Annotated in this window: 15 protein-coding genes; 12 read left to right on the top strand and 3 right to left on the bottom strand. The window is 62.5% G+C overall.

All coding sequences use genetic code 11. The annotated features are described in order from the left end of the window. Positions 1 to 15: 15 nt before the first annotated feature. Positions 16 to 432: a DUF4870 domain-containing protein gene (locus CURSPS6_RS03650; protein ID WP_030014211.1), complete on the bottom strand. Its 417-nt coding sequence runs from the start codon at positions 430 to 432 to the stop codon at positions 16 to 18. Between the two features lie 147 nt (positions 433 to 579). Beyond that, entirely contained in the window at positions 580 to 1,449 is an 870-nt protein-coding gene (locus CURSPS6_RS03655; protein ID WP_030014213.1) for a DUF3097 family protein, read from the bottom strand. A gap of 201 nt (positions 1,450 to 1,650) precedes the next feature. Between CURSPS6_RS03655 and hrcA the strand changes: the two genes are divergently transcribed. The 3 genes from hrcA (at position 1,651) to CURSPS6_RS03670 (ending at position 4,633) form a co-directional block, all read left to right on the top strand. Continuing rightward, complete coding sequence (hrcA, locus tag CURSPS6_RS03660; protein WP_030014214.1) at positions 1,651 to 2,664, top strand: heat-inducible transcriptional repressor HrcA; 1,014 nt, start codon at positions 1,651 to 1,653, stop codon at positions 2,662 to 2,664. A gap of 64 nt (positions 2,665 to 2,728) precedes the next feature. Continuing rightward, positions 2,729 to 3,859, top strand: coding sequence for a molecular chaperone DnaJ (gene dnaJ, locus CURSPS6_RS03665; protein WP_030014216.1), 1,131 nt, complete (start codon positions 2,729 to 2,731; stop codon positions 3,857 to 3,859). A 9-nt stretch (positions 3,860 to 3,868) separates the two neighbouring features. Next, positions 3,869 to 4,633, top strand: coding sequence for a 16S rRNA (uracil(1498)-N(3))-methyltransferase (locus CURSPS6_RS03670; RefSeq protein WP_030014217.1), 765 nt, complete (start codon positions 3,869 to 3,871; stop codon positions 4,631 to 4,633). An 8-nt stretch (positions 4,634 to 4,641) separates the two neighbouring features. On the opposite strand, the gene CURSPS6_RS03675 is transcribed toward CURSPS6_RS03670, so the two are convergent. Then, positions 4,642 to 5,559 (bottom strand): GerMN domain-containing protein, encoded by a 918-nt coding sequence (locus CURSPS6_RS03675; RefSeq protein WP_082470027.1) that lies wholly within the window; start codon positions 5,557 to 5,559, stop codon positions 4,642 to 4,644. 297 nt (positions 5,560 to 5,856) lie between these two features. Here CURSPS6_RS03675 and CURSPS6_RS03680 point away from each other — a divergent pair, with 297 nt between their 5' ends. The 9 genes from CURSPS6_RS03680 to CURSPS6_RS03720 all read left to right on the top strand — a co-directional run bounded on the left by CURSPS6_RS03680 (position 5,857) and on the right by CURSPS6_RS03720 (position 16,144). Beyond that, positions 5,857 to 6,837: a PhoH family protein gene (locus CURSPS6_RS03680; RefSeq protein WP_082470029.1), complete on the top strand. Its 981-nt coding sequence runs from the start codon at positions 5,857 to 5,859 to the stop codon at positions 6,835 to 6,837. Then, on the top strand, positions 6,834 to 7,367 hold the full coding sequence (gene ybeY, locus CURSPS6_RS03685) for an rRNA maturation RNase YbeY (RefSeq protein WP_082470031.1): 534 nt from the start codon (positions 6,834 to 6,836) through the stop codon (positions 7,365 to 7,367). Before CURSPS6_RS03680 ends, ybeY begins: the two co-directional genes overlap by 4 nt. A gap of 6 nt (positions 7,368 to 7,373) precedes the next feature. Beyond that, complete coding sequence (locus CURSPS6_RS03690; RefSeq protein ID WP_035810164.1) at positions 7,374 to 8,663, top strand: hemolysin family protein; 1,290 nt, start codon at positions 7,374 to 7,376, stop codon at positions 8,661 to 8,663. Beyond that, on the top strand, positions 8,664 to 9,752 hold the full coding sequence (locus CURSPS6_RS03695) for a GTPase Era (protein WP_030014224.1): 1,089 nt from the start codon (positions 8,664 to 8,666) through the stop codon (positions 9,750 to 9,752). Positions 9,753 to 9,863: 111 nt separating this feature from the next. Then, entirely contained in the window at positions 9,864 to 11,351 is a 1,488-nt protein-coding gene (locus CURSPS6_RS03700) for an LCP family protein (protein ID WP_082470033.1), read from the top strand. A gap of 259 nt (positions 11,352 to 11,610) precedes the next feature. Continuing rightward, positions 11,611 to 13,347 carry a 2-isopropylmalate synthase gene (leuA, locus tag CURSPS6_RS03705; protein ID WP_030014227.1) on the top strand — a complete coding sequence of 579 codons (1,737 nt, stop codon included), beginning with the start codon at positions 11,611 to 11,613 and terminating at the stop codon, positions 13,345 to 13,347. Between the two features lie 103 nt (positions 13,348 to 13,450). Then, the gene (gene recO, locus CURSPS6_RS03710) at positions 13,451 to 14,209 is read left to right on the top strand and encodes a DNA repair protein RecO (protein ID WP_030014228.1); all 759 of its coding nucleotides are present in this window, start codon (positions 13,451 to 13,453) and stop codon (positions 14,207 to 14,209) included. Further along, positions 14,209 to 15,003, top strand: a complete 795-nt coding sequence (locus tag CURSPS6_RS03715; RefSeq protein WP_082470034.1) for an isoprenyl transferase — start codon at positions 14,209 to 14,211, stop codon at positions 15,001 to 15,003. Before recO ends, CURSPS6_RS03715 begins: the two co-directional genes overlap by 1 nt. Positions 15,004 to 15,097: 94 nt before the next feature. Beyond that, on the top strand, positions 15,098 to 16,144 hold the full coding sequence (locus tag CURSPS6_RS03720) for a quinone-dependent dihydroorotate dehydrogenase (protein ID WP_235503725.1): 1,047 nt from the start codon (positions 15,098 to 15,100) through the stop codon (positions 16,142 to 16,144). Positions 16,145 to 16,222: the final 78 nt, after the last annotated feature.

A 16,222-nucleotide genomic window follows, 5' to 3' on the forward strand; every position in this document is an offset into this window, starting at 1 on the left:
CGGCCAGGACCGGAATCAGCGGGCTCGGCGGCGAGAAACCCAGTCAAGAGCCCGCGTATTGAAGCGGTACTGGTAAGGGTTTCCACGGTTCACGCGGATCCCCGCCACGAGGGACGAGACGGCAAGGTATACCCATACGATTGCCGCGAAGAGGCCGAAGAGCCAACCGATGCCCGGCAGGACCGATAGCGCGACGCAGGCAACGATCACAACCGAGGGAATCAGGGTGAAGTTGAGGGCCTCGCGGGCCTCTTGAGCCGTAAAACGGCCCCTCGAACGGAGAGTCGCGTAGATGATGGCCGACGGCACGCACCCGACGACGCCGCCGAAATGTGCCATCGTGGCCATCGAGCGGTCGTCTTTGACGCTCAAGGGCTGCGGCGTCGCCGAAACGCCCTCGAAGGGTGTCTTCTGGTTGGTGCTGGTCGTCAAAAACTCGCCTTTTCTGCCGAACCTGTAGTTCACGTCGTCACACGATATGCCTGCCCATGATACCGAGGGGTACTCACTTTCGGATACGTGCTAGTCGACACATTGCCATGTTGGTGAGGCCCGTGCCAAAAATCGTTCACGCGGCGGTCACGAGGAGCCCGCCGGCGATTCCGTCAGGAAATCGATGATGTGCTCCACCGGTCCGAGAATACCCGGATCGAGGTCGGAATAGGTGTTGACGCTCGAGAGAATCTTTTTCCACGCCATGGCCCTCTGCGCGGCGGTCGCATGAGGCCAGCCGATTCGCTTCAGAATTCCCGTTTTCCAGTCTTCGTTGCGCGGCACGGCAGGCCACGAATCGAGCCCGACGGCGGCCGGCTTGACCGATTCCCACACGTCGACGTAGGGATGGCCCACGAACAGCACATGCCCCGAAGAGCCTGGCAGGCCCATGGCCTGCTCCGCGAGCTTGGATTCTTTGCTGCCCCGAACCAGGTGATCCGCCAGGATCCCGAGGCGACGGTGCGGTCCAGGTCCGAAGTCCCGAATGTAGTCGGCCACGTGGTCCAGGCCGTGCAGAGGCTCGACCACGATACCTTCGATGCGCAAATCGTCTCCCCAGACCTTTTCGATCAGCTCGGCATCGTGGAGGCCCTCGACGATCATGCGGGAGGCCCTCGCCTCGCGAGCCTTGGCACCGGGGACGGCAACGGACCCCGAGCGTGTCCTCTTCGGCGCTGCCTTCCGGGAAGGGCTCGGCGCCGTCAAGACGACGGGTTCGCCTTCGTACAGGTAGCCATAGCCCAGGGGAAACTCACGCACTTTTCCGTGCCGGTCCTCGAGGCCGACGATCCGCTGCCCACCCACGGCGCGGAGGGAAATGGCCGCGCCGACCCAGCCGCTCTGGACCTCCTCAATGACCATTCCGCGGCGAACCTCGAGGGTCGCGGGCTCGGGTGCGCGGTGATTGAGCCGATCGTTGCTGAGATCTTGCGGTCCCCACCCATAGCGATCCATTCGAGCTCCTCACGGCAGGTTAATATCGGCGACGGATTGGTCAGTGGTCAATATATCTCGCCGTGCTCGCCGAGAGCTGATCGGGCCGCGGCTCGTTTTTCGTGCTGGGGCCTCCGGCGTAGACTTAGCAGACGGGCGGCAGGAGTGCCAGGCCCAAGATCGGCAGACCCATTGGTTGGAGCATCGAGGAGGGACGCATCCGTGAATCAGCCGCGACGACTCGAGGTCTTGTCGGCGATCGTCGAGGACTACGTGCACTCTCGAGAACCGGTGGGATCTAAAGCCCTCGTCGAGAGGCACAACCTGGGCGTGTCCAGTGCGACCGTGCGTAATGACATGGCCGCGCTCGAGGACGCCGGCATGGTCTCCGCTCCGCATGCCAGCGCGGGGCGCATCCCCACGGACAAGGGCTACCGCGCTTTCGTCGATCAGATCTCCTCGGTCAAGCCGCTGTCCGTCGCCGAGCGACGGGCCATCGCCAGCTTCCTCGATTCGACCGACGACGTCGATCGAATGATGGAGAAGACCGTCCGCCTTTTATCCCAGTTGACGCGGCAGGTCGCCCTGATCCAGTATCCCACGAATAACGGTGCCAAAGTGAGGCACCTGGAGCTCGTGCGGATGGCACCGCGAATTGTTCTCGTCGTCCTGATTACTCATCGAGGCGGCGTGGCCCAGCGGGCCGTCGAGGTCCCCGAGGAAGTCCCGGAGGATTTCTTGGCCGGCTTGAGGGCACGATTCCTCGATCGGGTACTGGACCGATCCGTCGGTGACCTGGAGAAACCCCTGGTTTCGGCGGTCGCGGACTCGGATCCGCGATATCGTGAGACGGCGAGCCTCATGGCGGCCACCGTCGCGATCCTGGGTCGAGGCGAACAAGACGAACGCCTCCTGATGGCCGGCACGTCGTATTTGGCCGAATCGACGGGAGACTTCAAGCGGAGCATCGCACCGATCCTGGACGTCTTGGAGGAACAGGTCGTGATGTTGCGGTTGTTGTCGGAGATCGATGACGATGCCGGAGGCGTCTCGGTGCGCATCGGCCAGGAGAATTCGGAGACGCCTCTGTCAGATGCCTCCGTCGTCGCGACCGGCTACGGACCGGAGCTCGCCTCGAAGCTAGGCGTCGTGGGCCCGACCCGCATGGATTACCCAGGCACCATGTCCGCGGTGCGCGCCGTTGCCCGGTACCTCTCTCGTATCCTGCACGACTAGAAAGACCAAGATCTCAGAAAACGAGTCATCCACGCGGCCCCCCGCCGCAGATTAAGGAACATCAGTGAGCGACCACTATCAGACCCTCGGTGTCTCGCGGGACGCCAGCCCGGAAGAAATCAAAAAGGCGTACCGCAAAAAGGCACGCACTTTGCACCCCGACGTGAACCCGTCGCCCGAGGCCGCCGAAGAATTCAAGCGGGTTTCCCACGCCAATGATGTGCTCTCCGACCCGGAAAAGCGGCGTGTTTACGACGCGACCGGCAACGAAAATGGGACCAATACCGGTTTCGGCGGCGGATTCCCCGGGTCGGGATTCGGATTCTCCGATATTTTCGAGACCTTCTTCCAAGGCGCGGGTTCCCCGCGTGGCCCGGAAAGCCGGGTTCGCCAGGGGCAGGATGCCTTGATCAACGTGCGGGTTTCCCTCAAGGACGCCGTTTTCGGCACCGAGAAGGAGGTCACCGTGGACACGGCGGTGACCTGCTCGTTGTGTGAGGGCAAGGGCACGGAGAAGGGAACCGAACCCGAAACCTGCAGCGTTTGTCACGGGCAGGGCCACATTCAGCGCCAGGTCCAGTCCATTCTCGGCAACGTGGTCACCACCGCGGAGTGCCCCTCCTGCCGTGGCTTCGGCACGGTCATCAAGCACCCCTGCCAGGAATGCTACGGCGAGGGGCGCGTGCGTCAGCGCAAGCCTCTGACCCTCAAGATTCCCGCCGGCGTCTCCACGGGGACCCGAATCCGGCTGAGCGGCCAGGGTGAGGCCGGAACCGGCGGGGGCCCCAACGGCGACCTCTACGTCGAGATTCGAGTGACGCCGGACGAAACCTTCAACAGGGAAGGCGACGACCTGCACGCTCGCATGACGGTGCCGATGACGGCCGCCGCCCTCGGCACGACGATTACCCTCGACACGTTCGACGGTCCCCAGGATGTCCCGGTCAAGGCCGGGACGCAGACCGGCCAGACCACCACGCTGCGGGACCTCGGCGTGACCAAACTTCGCGGCTCCGGGCGGGGCAACATCATCGTTCACTTCGAGGTCGAGACCCCGACCAAACTGTCCGACGAACAGCGTGATCTGCTGCGCCGCCTCGCCGAATTGCGCAGTGAGGAATCACCGGTGGGTGAGACCGTCCAGAACACCGGCCACGGTTTCTTCTCCCGACTCCGCGACAAATTTCAGGACTAGGAGTTCGGCGTGACGCGACCGGTTTTCTATATTCGGCCCGAAGAGCTCGACACCCTCGCTCCGGGGGAAACCTTTGAGCTCTCCGGGCCGGAGGGGCACCATGCGAAAAACGTGAAGAGAATTGCGGCCGGGGAGTCCGTTGATCTTGTCGATGGCGAGGGCCGTCGGGTCGTCTGCGGGGTCTCGGACTCGAAATCCGCGGGCCTTCTCCTCATCGTGGAGTCGGAGATCACCTCGGATTCCGACAGCGGGGTCGTTCTGGTGCAGGCATTGGCCAAGGGTGACCGGGACATTCTGGCGGTAGAAATGGCCACGGAGCTCGGAGTGTCCGGGATCATTCCATGGCAGGCGCAACGCAGTATCGTCCGGTGGAAGGCAGACCGCGCCGCGAAGTCCCACGGAAAGTGGCTCAAGACCGTCGAGGCCGCGGCCAAACAGGCCAGACGTTCCAGGGTCCCGGGGGTCGAATCCCTCCACACCACGCGTCAAGTGGCCGGGCTACTCGAATCCGCGGATCGCATGTTCGTCCTCCATGAGGAGGCCGTGGAGCCGCTCATCTCGGTCGCGCAACAAACGTATGGCGACGACGCCCCGCGGCAAGGAAAGGTCTATCTCGTCGTGGGCCCCGAGGGCGGGATCGGCGCGGATGAACTCGACCTTCTCGAGGGGGCTGGGGCGCAAACGGTGCGTCTGGGCTCGGAGGTTCTGCGGAGTTCCACCGCCGGAGCCGCGGCGCTGTCGGTCCTGAACGTTGTCCGTGGACGGTGGGGATAGCCTCGCCGTTAGTCCTCGACCGTAAAGGTGTGGTCGTCGTAGACGCTGACCTCTTGGTTCTTGATGGCGAAACTAGGGTCGCGCAGCTCTTCGGTCCGGACGTAGAGACGGATCGTGTACTTGCCCTTGGGCAGTGATTTGCTGAACTGGATTTCTTGCAGGCCGGCGTCCTGACCGGAGAGCTTTTCCTCGCCCGAGGCCACGATGTCGTTATTGGTTTTAATGTCCCAGTGAACCTTGGATGCGATATTCGAGGCCACCATTTTGACGCTGATGTTGGACTTCGTCTTCGTGTCCTGACCGGGATCGATGATCCACAGGGGAGCGGCGGCCGCTTTATCCCGGCTCATGGGCCGTCCTAATACTTGATCGCCGAATTTATAGCCCCTTTTGCCGTCGACAAGGATCACTACCTTGGTTTCGGGACCAACGTCGCTGATACCGCCGACGGCGGCGGCGGCGGTCGCCGTGTAGATGAGTTGTTGCAGGCCCATCTGCGCCTGGCCGGGACTCACCGTGGGATCAAACATGTCGGACGAGACATCGATGGTCAGGGTTCCGTCTGCCGACATCGATGAGCCCACGCGACTCACGGGTTTCCACAACGTGTGGTAGTCGTCGTCCCGGGGGTGGCTCCTGGTCAACATCGCGATCGCGGTGGAAACGACGTCCCCGCTCGAGGCAGAATCCTGGACTTCGTAGTCGCGGTATTCGCGGTAAAGGTACGACGAGTCGCCCGCGTCACCAACCCAGTAGAGGGGGACCTTGAGGTCGCTCGGCGACGCCACCGGGGAAGGCTGTTGGGACTCTTTCGATTCACTCGCCTGATTGGCGGCGTCGAGAAGACCGCAACCGCTGAGGACGGCCGAGAAGGCCGATATCGCGATCACGGCGCACGCCGCGTGTCGCCAACCGCGAGTCTTCATCGCATTTGTCCCCTCACTCGGTGCATCAATCGTCACGGGCACTCAGGTGCTGTTCCTGACAGTCTACGGGGCCGCCTAGCCGGGGAGAATATGCTGTGACCTTCGTGTTGGGCCCGCTGATCGCGTAGAGACTGGCGAACGAGCACGGTAGTCTGGGTGGCAGAGGTGGATTCCGGAGAACCCGGATCCATATTTCGCAGAGGAGAGGTATTCCCGCACTTGACGACCCCGACTACGCCTGGGCTTTCGCGTCCATTATCCGTTTCTCGAACGTATTCATTCAGAACTCGAGAGGCCATGGTCCAGGTCTTGGGACCGCAGGACTCGTCGTTGCTGGTCATCGAACGCGCATTCGCTGATGTGACTCTCGGCGTGAAGGGTTTGGACGTTTCCGTGTCCGGGCCATCCGCGCAGGTCGATCTGGTGATCCGGCTTCTGGAGGAACTCGAGGTCCTTTCAGGGCAGGAGGTCCGCATCACCGCGGAGGTCGTCAAACGTCTCGTCGACCTGCTGGTCAAGAACATGGCGACCGCGACTCCGACGATGACGCAGAATATTTTGTCCTCACGGGGCCGCAAAATCCGCCCCAAGACCGTCAACCAGTCGGCATACGTCGACGCGATCGACGCCAACACCGTGACTTTTGGCATTGGACCGGCGGGAACGGGAAAGACCTACCTGGCGATGGCGAAGGCCGTCCAGGCCCTTCAGGCCAAAGAGGTCACGCGAATCATCCTGACCCGCCCCGCGGTGGAGGCCGGAGAAAGCCTGGGGTTCCTGCCGGGAAGCCTCAGCGAAAAGATCGACCCCTATCTTCGGCCGCTTTATGACGCCCTGCACGACATGATGGACCCGGAATCCATTCCCCGTCTGATGGAAGCGGGAACCATCGAGGTTGCACCGTTGGCGTACATGCGCGGCAGGACCCTTAACGATGCTTTCGTGATTCTGGATGAGGCCCAGAACACCACGATCGAGCAGATGAAAATGTTCCTGACTCGACTGGGTTTTGGATCGAAGATGATCATTACCGGCGACGTGACCCAGGTTGATCTTCCGACCGGGTCGGCCTCCGGCCTGCGCCAAGTGCAGCGCATTCTTGACGGCATTGACGACATCCACTTCGCCCGCCTGCAGCCGGTGGACGTGGTCAGGCACCAGCTTGTCAGCGATATCGTCACCGCCTACGGCCAGTGGGAAGAGGCCCAGCAGGACGCTTCTGCGCCCCGCCGAGGCCGGACATCGAAGAACCACAACCCGCACGGGGAGAGCGCATGAACGACGTCGCCGAAACGTCCCCGGATCAGTTGCCTCAGGTGGGGATCGAGGTCGCCGACCCCGAGTCGGAGGAGCAACGGGTCATTCTCGAGAAGGTCTCGGTCGAGACCCTGCGATCGCTGGTCGCCTTCAGCTTCGATCGGTTGTGCGTGTCCCAGGCCACGGAATTGGGTATCGCCGTGATCGGTGAGGGCGAGATGGAACGACTCCACCTCGAGTGGATGGACTTACCGGGCCCTACCGACGTCATGTCCTTCCCGATGGACGAGCTGGTCCCCGGTACGACGGAGCACCCCGCCGAGGGCAGCCTGGGCGACATCGCCCTGTGCGCGTCCGTCGCGGCCCGGCAAGCCCAAGCCGCCGGGCACAGCCTGGAGGATGAGCTGTGTCTGCTGACGCTCCACGGGATCCTGCACTGCCTGGGATACGATCACGGCACACCAGAAGAAGAGGCCGAGATGTTCGGAATTCAGCGCACCCTGCTGGAAGAATTCCTGGGTCACCCGGCTCCCGTCGAAACGAGGCACTAGCAACGCATGATCACGGCACTCCTCATCGTCGTGACCTTGGCTCTCTTGGCGGTTGCGTTCGTTCTCACCGCCACGGAGTCGGCGTTCACGTATCTGCCACGACACGAGGCTGAAAAGGCTTCTCAAGCCAACGGTCGTACGAGCCTTCGGCGCATCGTGGAAGACCCCCGTCCTTATATGCACGCGTTGCGTTTCGTGCGCATCTTGTGCGAGTCCTTGGTCTCGGTAACCCTGACCGTCATGTTTTTGCGGTTTGTCCCGTGGGTGTGGCTGGCGGTCGTCTGTGCCGTGCTCATCGCCACGGTGCTCGGATTCGTCGTGATCGGGGTCAGCCCACGTCATGTGGGCAGGGCGCATCCTCTGGCCGTCGTCTCCAAGACGTCCGGGTTGTTGCGGTTGCTGACGGGCCTCTTGGGCCCCATACCAAAATGGCTCATGAGGAGCGGATCGGCGGTTTCGCCCGCGACGGAAGAGAACGCGGGGTTCTTTACCGAGGAAGAGCTGCGCGAGTTCGTCGATCGGGCCAGCGGAAACGACGTTATCGAGGACAACGAGGCGGCCATGCTGCACTCGATTTTCGAACTCGACGACACCCGCATTCGTGCGGTGATGGTGCCCCGCACCGACACCGTGACCTTCGACCTCGACGACTCGCTGGACAACGCGCTGAACCTCTTTCTGCGCTCCGGGTACTCCCGGATACCCGTCATGGGACAAGACTTCGATGACGTTCGCGGCTTTCTCTATCTCAAGGACGTCGCCGAGGCGATGCTCTCGAATCCCTCCAAGGGGCACAACCCGCAGGTTTCCGCGCTGCTTCGACCCGCGAGATTCGTTCCGGAGTCGCAGAAGGTTTCCGAACTGTTGTCCATCATGCAACGCGAAGGCACGCACGTGGCTATCGTCGTCGACGAATACGGAGATACCGCGGGATTGGTCACCTTGGAAGACCTCATCGAAGAGCTCGTCGGTGAGATCGTTGATGAATACGATGCCGCGGAGCCCGAGGTAACACCCGAGGGAGACGCCTACAGGATCTCCGCGAGAACCAGCATTGGCGACCTCGGCGAACTCTTCGACATGGACTTGGAGGACGACGACGTCGAATCCGTCGGTGGCCTGCTGGCCAAGGCCCTCGGACGGGTTCCGATCGTCGGATCCACCGCCGAGATCTACGGAATAGGCCTCAAGGCCGTTAAACTTGAGGGACGTCGAAACCGCGTCGGCACGATATTGGCCTGGCGCGAATCGTCTCCCGACAACGACGAGGCGCCTGAGCCCTCGGAGGAGCAGTAAATGGAATTTGCCACAGTCCCCGAGGACTTCGTTGCGGGCTTTGCCGTCCTGGTGGGGCGACCCAACGCCGGAAAGTCGACCCTGACGAACGCGCTCGTCGGCCGAAAGGTCGCGATCACGTCGAACCGTCCTCAGACGACCCGTCACACGATTCGCGGCATCGTGCATCGCGAGCACTCCCAACTCATACTCATCGACACGCCCGGTCTGCACCGTCCACGGACCCTGCTGGGGGAGCGACTCAACGACCTCGTGGCCGAGACGCTCGCCGAGGTCGATGTCATCGGATTCTGCATCCCGGCGGACGAAAAGATCGGACCGGGGGACCGCTACATTGCCTCGCAGCTTGCGGCGGCCGGCAATAAGCCCATCGTGGCCGTGGTCACCAAGGCGGATAAGGTGACTCCGGACAAACTGGCCGAACAGCTCATCGCGGTGTCTCAACTCGGCAACGAGATCATGACCGCCGAACGCGCCGCCCGGGCGGAGCGGCGCGAACGCCGAGCCGCGAAGGGTCGTGGCGGCCGGGCGGACGATCGACCGCAGCTCTTCGGCCGTGATTCCAAGCCCTCCGGCCACAAGGGCGACGCGGCGCCGGGAACCGATGACGGGCAGGGCGGCTGGGCCGATGTCATCCCCGTATCTGCGGCCAAGGAATTCCAAGTCGAGCAGGTCGGCGAGGTCTTGAGCTCGCATCTGCCAGCTTCTCCGCCGCTGTACCCGGACGGGGACCTCACCGACGAGCCCGAAGCGGTCATGGTCGGCGAACTGGTTCGAGAAGCCGCGCTCGAAGGCGTTCGGGATGAGTTGCCTCACTCCGTGGCGGTCACGGTCGAGGAGATGAACGACCGAGAAGATCGTCCCGAGGATGACCCCATGATCGATGTTCACGTGAATCTTTACGTCGAGCGCGACTCGCAGAAGGCCATTATCATCGGCAAACGCGGGGCCAGGCTTCGCGACATCGGGACCACCGCGCGCCAGGGCATCGAAGCGCTGCTGGGCACTAAGGTCTATTTGAGTATCCACGTCAAGGTCGCCAAGGACTGGCAACGTGACCCTCGAGCCCTGGGGCGACTCGGCTTCTGATCCGACACCTGGGATAGGGTCGGGGCACCGCATGCGAATCGGATCTTCATGGGATGAGCACGCGTAGAATAGATAAAGTTTGACATATGCCACCTTCGAGAGGACCCATCTGTGACGCACGCGCCGGAGACGTCGGACGACAGCCAGACGCCGCGCCTGACCCCACGGGGACGCCACTACCAGAACCGCGCACGCACGTCGCGACGCGGCGTGTGGCTGGCCCTCTGCTGCGTGGGACTCTTGGTCGTCGTCCTCGGGGCCGGCGGGTTCGCGGCCATGAGACTGCGGTCCAACGTGAGCACCCAAGCCCTGAACCTCGGCGACCAGATGGACGGCGGAAGCCAGCTCTCGGACGGCCCGCTCGACATCTTGGTGATCGGGTCTGACACACGTTCCGGAAATAACGCCAACTACGGCAGTGCGAGCGATGGGGAGTCCGGTGCCCGCTCTGACGTCATGATGCTCATGCAGATCAGTGAGGACCGTAAGAACGTCAACGTTCTGTCCTTCCCTCGCGACCTCATGGTGGATATTCCCCAGTGCAAGGGCCCAGACGGCAAGGTCTACCCGGCGGAACAGGACACCCAGATCAACGAGTCCCTCACCAACGGTGGAGCCGGGTGCACCGTCGCGACGATCAATCAATTGACCGGTGTCAACGTGGACCACTTCATGCTCGTGGACTTCAACGCCGTCAAGCAGCTCAGCTCGGTCGTCGGCGGCGTCAACGTGTGCGTGAACAAGCCCATCAAGGACGAGTACTCCGGGCTGGACCTGCCGGCGGGCAATTCCGAGGTCGAGGGGGAGCAGGCCCTTGCCTTCCTCCGGTCCCGTCACGGATTCGGTGACGGCTCCGATACGAGCCGCATCCAGGCGCAGCAGGGCTTCCTGGCCTCCATGATGCGCAAGGTTAAGTCTCAAGGAACCCTGTCGAACCCCGGAAAGATGTACGGGATCGCGGAAGCGGTCACGCAGAACGTGACCGTAGACAAGGGATTCACCGACCCCGCGACGATGGTCGACATCGGCCGGATCCTCTCCGGGGTGGACCTATCCAAGATCGTCTTCGCGACCGTGCCCACGGAACCGTATACGTACGACCAGAATAAATTGCAGCTGAGCGCCGATTCCGAGCAGGTCTTCAAGACCCTCCAGAAGGACGGCTCCTTGGCGGACCCCACGCAGGGCCAGCAGGATCCGGCTCCCAAGGAATCTTCCTCGGCGCCGGTGGATCGTAGCGTACCGGTGACCCTGTCCAATGCCTCCGGGGCGAAGGACCGCGGGAAGAAGCTGAGTTCGCACGTCGAGGATCTGGGCTACAACAACGTGACCTATCAGGACCTGGCCGAGACCGCGGATAAGACCACGATCCAATACCCGACCGGATATCAGGCCCAAGCTCAGGAGATCGCCGACAAATTCGGCGTCGGCTCCACGGAAGTGGTTGAGGCACCGGGACTGGCGGGCGTGAGCATCAGTATCGGCAAGGACTTTACCTCCGGGGACACCGTCAAGAAGGACGATTCCCAAAAGATCGTGGGCGGTGCTCAGGGCCAAACCGCCGATCAGCAGAAGTGTCAGCAGGCCTTTGAATACTAAGGGCTAGCGTGCCAGATGCGGCGCCTCGGGACCCTACGGCCCGGGGCGCCGCGTCATTTCACTATGTGGACCTCGGTTCCCGGGGATGGACGTGTGCGGGCTCACCGGTGGTACGTTGACAAGCGTGGAACGAACCCGGGTCAACCTTCTCCTTAGGTGCCGTAGCGAGGCCTCGAATTACTCTTAGGCCGACACCTCGCTGCGGAGGATTGTTGCGCCGGCCGCAACCGCATCACTTCACAGGAGATATGAGCCCACGATGACTTACGCACAGAAACCCTCCGGAATGCCGGTTCACAAATACCGCCCGTTTCACGAGGAAATCTCGGTCAACCTTCCCGACCGCACCTGGCCGGACAAGGTCATGACTCAGGCGCCCCGATGGTGCGCCGTGGACCTCCGCGATGGTAATCAAGCGCTGGTGGACCCCATGGACACCGACCGGAAGCTGGCGATGTTCAAGTTGCTGGTCGCCATGGGATACAAGGAAATCGAGGTCGGCTTTCCCGCCGCCTCCCAGACCGACTTCAACTTCGTCCGGACGTTGATCGAGGATCACCTGATCCCGGACGACGTGTCGATCCAGGTTCTGGTCCAGTGCCGGGAACACCTCATCGAACGGACCTACGAGGCCATCGAGGGCGCGCCGTCGGCGATTGTTCACTTCTATAATTCGACCTCCGTATTGCAAAGGCGGGTCGTTTTCCACCAGGACCAAGACGGAATCCTGGACATCGCCCTGAACGGGGCACGGCTGTGCACCAAATACGAGGAGCAGTTGAGCACGTCTGTTCCGATTACCTACCAATACTCGCCCGAGTCGTATACCGGCACCGAGGTCGAGTATGCCGCCCGGGTCGCCAACGCGGTGACGAATGAATTGGGGATCGGCGAGGACCGCAAGGTCATCATCAATCTTCCGGCGACCGTCGAAATGGCCACACCCAACGTCTACGCGGACTCCATCGAGTGGATGCATCGCCACCTCGACCATCGCGAGAACGTGATCTTGTCATTGCACCCGCACAACGACCGCGGCACCGGCGTGGCCGCCGCGGAATTGGGATATTTGGCCGGCGCAGATCGCATCGAGGGTTGCCTCTTTGGCAATGGCGAACGAACCGGCAACGTCGACCTCGTGACGCTGGGGCTCAACCTCCTGACCCAGGGAATCGACCCGCAGATTGATTTCTCGAATATCGATGAGATCCGCCAGACCGTCGAGTACTGCAACCAGATCAAGGTTCACGAGAGGTCGCCCTACGGCGGAGACCTGGTCTTCACCGCATTCTCTGGCTCGCATCAGGACGCCATCAAGAAGGGCTTCGAGGCGATGGAGGCCGACGCCCAGAAATCCCAGCAGGACATCGATTCCGTCGAATGGGCCGTTCCGTATTTGCCGATCGACCCGAAGGACCTCGGGCGAAACTACGAGGCGGTGATCCGGGTCAATTCCCAGTCCGGCAAGGGCGGCGTCGCGTATCTCCTGAAGCAGCAAAAGGGGCTGGATATGCCCAAACGCGCGCAGATCGAGTTCTCGAACGTCGTGCAGAATCGCACCGACAGCGAGGGTGGCGAGATCACCAGCGTTGCGCTGTGGGACATCTTCAAGGACGAATATTTGCCGGCCCGCGAGGAACACGGCGAACGCCGCTGGGGGAAGTTCCGCATCGCCAAGATGGCGACCGAAGCAACCGAGACCGGCGATACCACGCTCAAACTCGTTCTGGACATCAACGGACGGGAGATCGAGCGTTCCGGCGTCGGCAACGGTCCGATCGACGCGTTGACCAGGGTGTTGGCCCACGAAGGCGTCGATGTCCGGGTGATGGACTACACGGAACACGCCATGTCGGCCGGCGAAAATGCCAAGGCCGCCAGCTATGTTGAGGCCGCCGTGGGGGACAGGGTCCTCTGGGGCGTGGGCGTCGACGCGAACACCACCCGAGCGGGACTCAAGGCACTCATCTCGGCGGTCAACCGGGCCCTCCGGTAGAGGCCGCCCGACGGTCCCCAATCGTGGCCCGCCCCACGACGCACGCACGTGCCGTGGGGCGGGCCACGCGGGCGGGGCCGTCGCATCATGAAATACTGGAGGTGTGCCGACTACCACCGCGACGTCTCGAAGCTACCGAGAGACCCTCATCGTCCTGAGGACCTATCAGCTCGGGGAGTCCGACCGCATCATCATTGGTATCTCTTCCCACCACGGACTCGTTCGTGCGGTGGCCAAAGGGGTTCGCCGGAGCACCTCCAAGCTCGGCGCTCGTCTCGAACCCTTTATGATCACGGATGTGTCGCTCGTCTACGGTCGAAACCTCGATACCGTCACGCAGGCCGTCACCCGTAAGGCCTACGCAGCCCCGATCGTCGCGGACTACACGTCATATACGCACGCGGCGGGCGTCGCCGAGGTCACGGAGTATCTGGCGCAGGCCGATGAGATGACGGGAAACCAGCTCTTTACCCTCACCGCGGGGGCGTTGTCCGCGCTGGCGCGGTTCACCCACGACGTGACGGATATTTTCAATTCCTTTTTGATTCGCTCCATGAAGATTGCCGGTTGGTATATCGAAACCGAACGGTGCGTCCGGTGCGGTTCCGACGAAGACCTGCGAGCATGGAGCATGATTGATGGCGGTCTCGTGTGCTCGGCCTGTGCCCAGGCAGGCGACCGCCCCGTGACACCGGAGGTCGTCGCGTATCTGCGTGCCGTCGCGACCGGTGCCTGGGAGACCATCGATGGGATGGCCGACCGAACCGTCGCCGAACGCGTCGGGACCCTTCTGCAACGTTATGTACAGTGGCACGTGGAACGGGAATTCCGCACATTTGCCCTGCTCGAAAGGAATTCATGATGGTTCAGGCGCCGTACCCTCACCCATCGGGACAGCGTGCTCCGGCGATTCCACAGAAGTTTGTTCCTCGGCACGTGGCCGTCGTGATGGACGGAAACGGTCGATGGGCCAATGAGCGCGGTCTACCCAGGAATGAAGGGCATAAGGCCGGCGAACAGGCACTTCTGGATGTCGTGGCGGGCGCCATCGAAATGGGGATTCCTGTGGTCAGCGCCTACGCGTTTTCCACCGAGAACTGGAAGCGTTCCCTGGACGAGGTGAACTTTCTGATGCGTTTCTGCGGCGACGTCCTCGAACGCCAGCTGGAGACACTCACATCATGGGGCGTTCGCATCAGGTGGGCCGGACGCCGGCCCAAGCTCTGGAAATCGGTGATCCGACAGCTGGAGACCTGCGAGCGGGAGACCAAGGACAACACCGTGTGCACGCTCGTGATGTGCGTCAACTACGGCGGTCGGGCGGAAATTGCAGACGCCGCGGCGGCCATTTCTCGCGACGCGGCCGCCGGGGTCATTAAGCCGGGACAGGTTTCCGAGAAGACCTTTGCCAAGTATCTCTACGCCCCAGAGCTTCCCGACGTCGACATGTTCCTCAGGACATCCGGTGAGCAGCGATTCTCGAATTTCTTGCTGTGGCAGAGTGCCTACGCGGAAATGATTTTCATGGACGTCCTGTGGCCGGATGTCGACCGGTTGGTTCTGTGGAAGGCCGTGGACGAATTTGCCCGCAGAGATCGTCGGTATGGAGGCGCGGTGGACACGGTGACGCGCGAGAGCCCGGACCGCGCTTCTTAGAAGTTCAAGTAGAGATTTAATGGTTGCGAGAGATACTCCAGGAGCTAGGGTGCCGAGAATTTACCCCACCTTTTTTAAACTCGTCTTTTCGGGGATGGACGCCGAGAAAGCGCATTCCATAGGATTCGCCGGCATCAAAATGTGCCGGGCTTTGGGGATCTCCAAGGCTTTTCGTCGGGCGTTCGCCCCCGACCGGTGCCTGCGCACCGAGGCCATGGGCCTGTCCTTCCCGTCACCCTTCGGTCTTGCCGCGGGCTTTGATAAGGGAGCCACCGGCGTGGGCGCCCTGACGGATTTGGGGTTCGGACACGTCGAGATCGGAACCGTAACGGGCCAGGCGCAGCCGGGAAATCCACAACCACGCCTCTTCCGCCTCGTCAAAGATCGGGCCGTCATCAACCGCATGGGCTTCAATAACGACGGCGCCGATGTCATCGGGCCGCGGCTGGCTTCCGTCCACGCGGACCTGTGGCATGATCACCGGCACGGAACTCGGCCGATCGTCGGGGTTAATATCGGCAAGACCAAGAAGGTCGCGCTGGAAGATGCCGTGGACGACTACCTCCATAGCGCAAAGACGCTCGCGCCCCAGGCTGACTATCTGGTGGTGAACGTCAGCTCTCCGAATACCCCGGGGTTGCGGGACTTGCAACACATCTCATCCTTGCGTCCCTTGCTGAGCGCCGTTGGAGAGGCCGCAGACGAGGCCGCCCGCCGCCACGTGCCGCTCCTGGTGAAGATCGCCCCCGACCTCGCTGACGAAGATATCGAGGCCATCGGAGACTTAGCCCTGGACCTCGGGCTCGACGGGATCATCGCCACCAATACCACCATCGAGCGCGACGGGCTTGGACTCCGTTCGGCACGGGAAGACGTTGAGGCGTGCGGCGACGGCGGGTTGTCCGGGGCACCCTTGTCCGAACGCTCCCTGGAGGTTCTCTCGCGGCTCCGACGGCACGTTGGGACCGAGATGACGATCATTTCGGTGGGGGGAGTAACCACGGCGCGCGACGTCCAGGAACGGTTGGAGCGTGGGGCCGATCTCGTCCAGGGATACACGGCATTCCTCTACGAGGGTCCCTTCTGGGCCGCACGGATCAATCGGGGCCTCGCGAAAATGCGCGGCCCACGGGCGCGGTAGACCTTATATCCCCGGTAGAGACGACGAAGGCCGGCCCCGAGAGGGGCCAGCCTTCGTCGTCGTGCAGGGCGAACCTCG

This window comes from Curtobacterium sp. S6, assembly GCF_000710345.2.
Classification (GTDB): domain Bacteria; phylum Actinomycetota; class Actinomycetes; order Actinomycetales; family Micrococcaceae; genus Rothia.

Bases quoted from the DNA above. Each gene is read 5' to 3' on its own strand.
- CURSPS6_RS03675 (WP_082470027.1), bottom strand. From the start codon at position 5,559: ATGAAGACTCGCGGTTGGCGACACGCGGCGTGCGCCGTGATCGCGATA.
- CURSPS6_RS03715 (WP_082470034.1), top strand. From the start codon at position 14,209: ATGGTTCAGGCGCCGTACCCTCACCCATCGGGACAGCGTGCTCCGGCG.
- CURSPS6_RS03690 (WP_035810164.1), top strand. From the start codon at position 7,374: ATGATCACGGCACTCCTCATCGTCGTGACCTTGGCTCTCTTGGCGGTT.
- CURSPS6_RS03720 (WP_235503725.1), top strand. From the start codon at position 15,098: ATGGACGCCGAGAAAGCGCATTCCATAGGATTCGCCGGCATCAAAATG.
- ybeY (WP_082470031.1), top strand. From the start codon at position 6,834: ATGAACGACGTCGCCGAAACGTCCCCGGATCAGTTGCCTCAGGTGGGG.
- CURSPS6_RS03695 (WP_030014224.1), top strand. From the start codon at position 8,664: ATGGAATTTGCCACAGTCCCCGAGGACTTCGTTGCGGGCTTTGCCGTC.
- CURSPS6_RS03655 (WP_030014213.1), bottom strand. From the start codon at position 1,449: ATGGATCGCTATGGGTGGGGACCGCAAGATCTCAGCAACGATCGGCTC.
- CURSPS6_RS03680 (WP_082470029.1), top strand. From the start codon at position 5,857: ATGGTCCAGGTCTTGGGACCGCAGGACTCGTCGTTGCTGGTCATCGAA.
- leuA (WP_030014227.1), top strand. From the start codon at position 11,611: ATGACTTACGCACAGAAACCCTCCGGAATGCCGGTTCACAAATACCGC.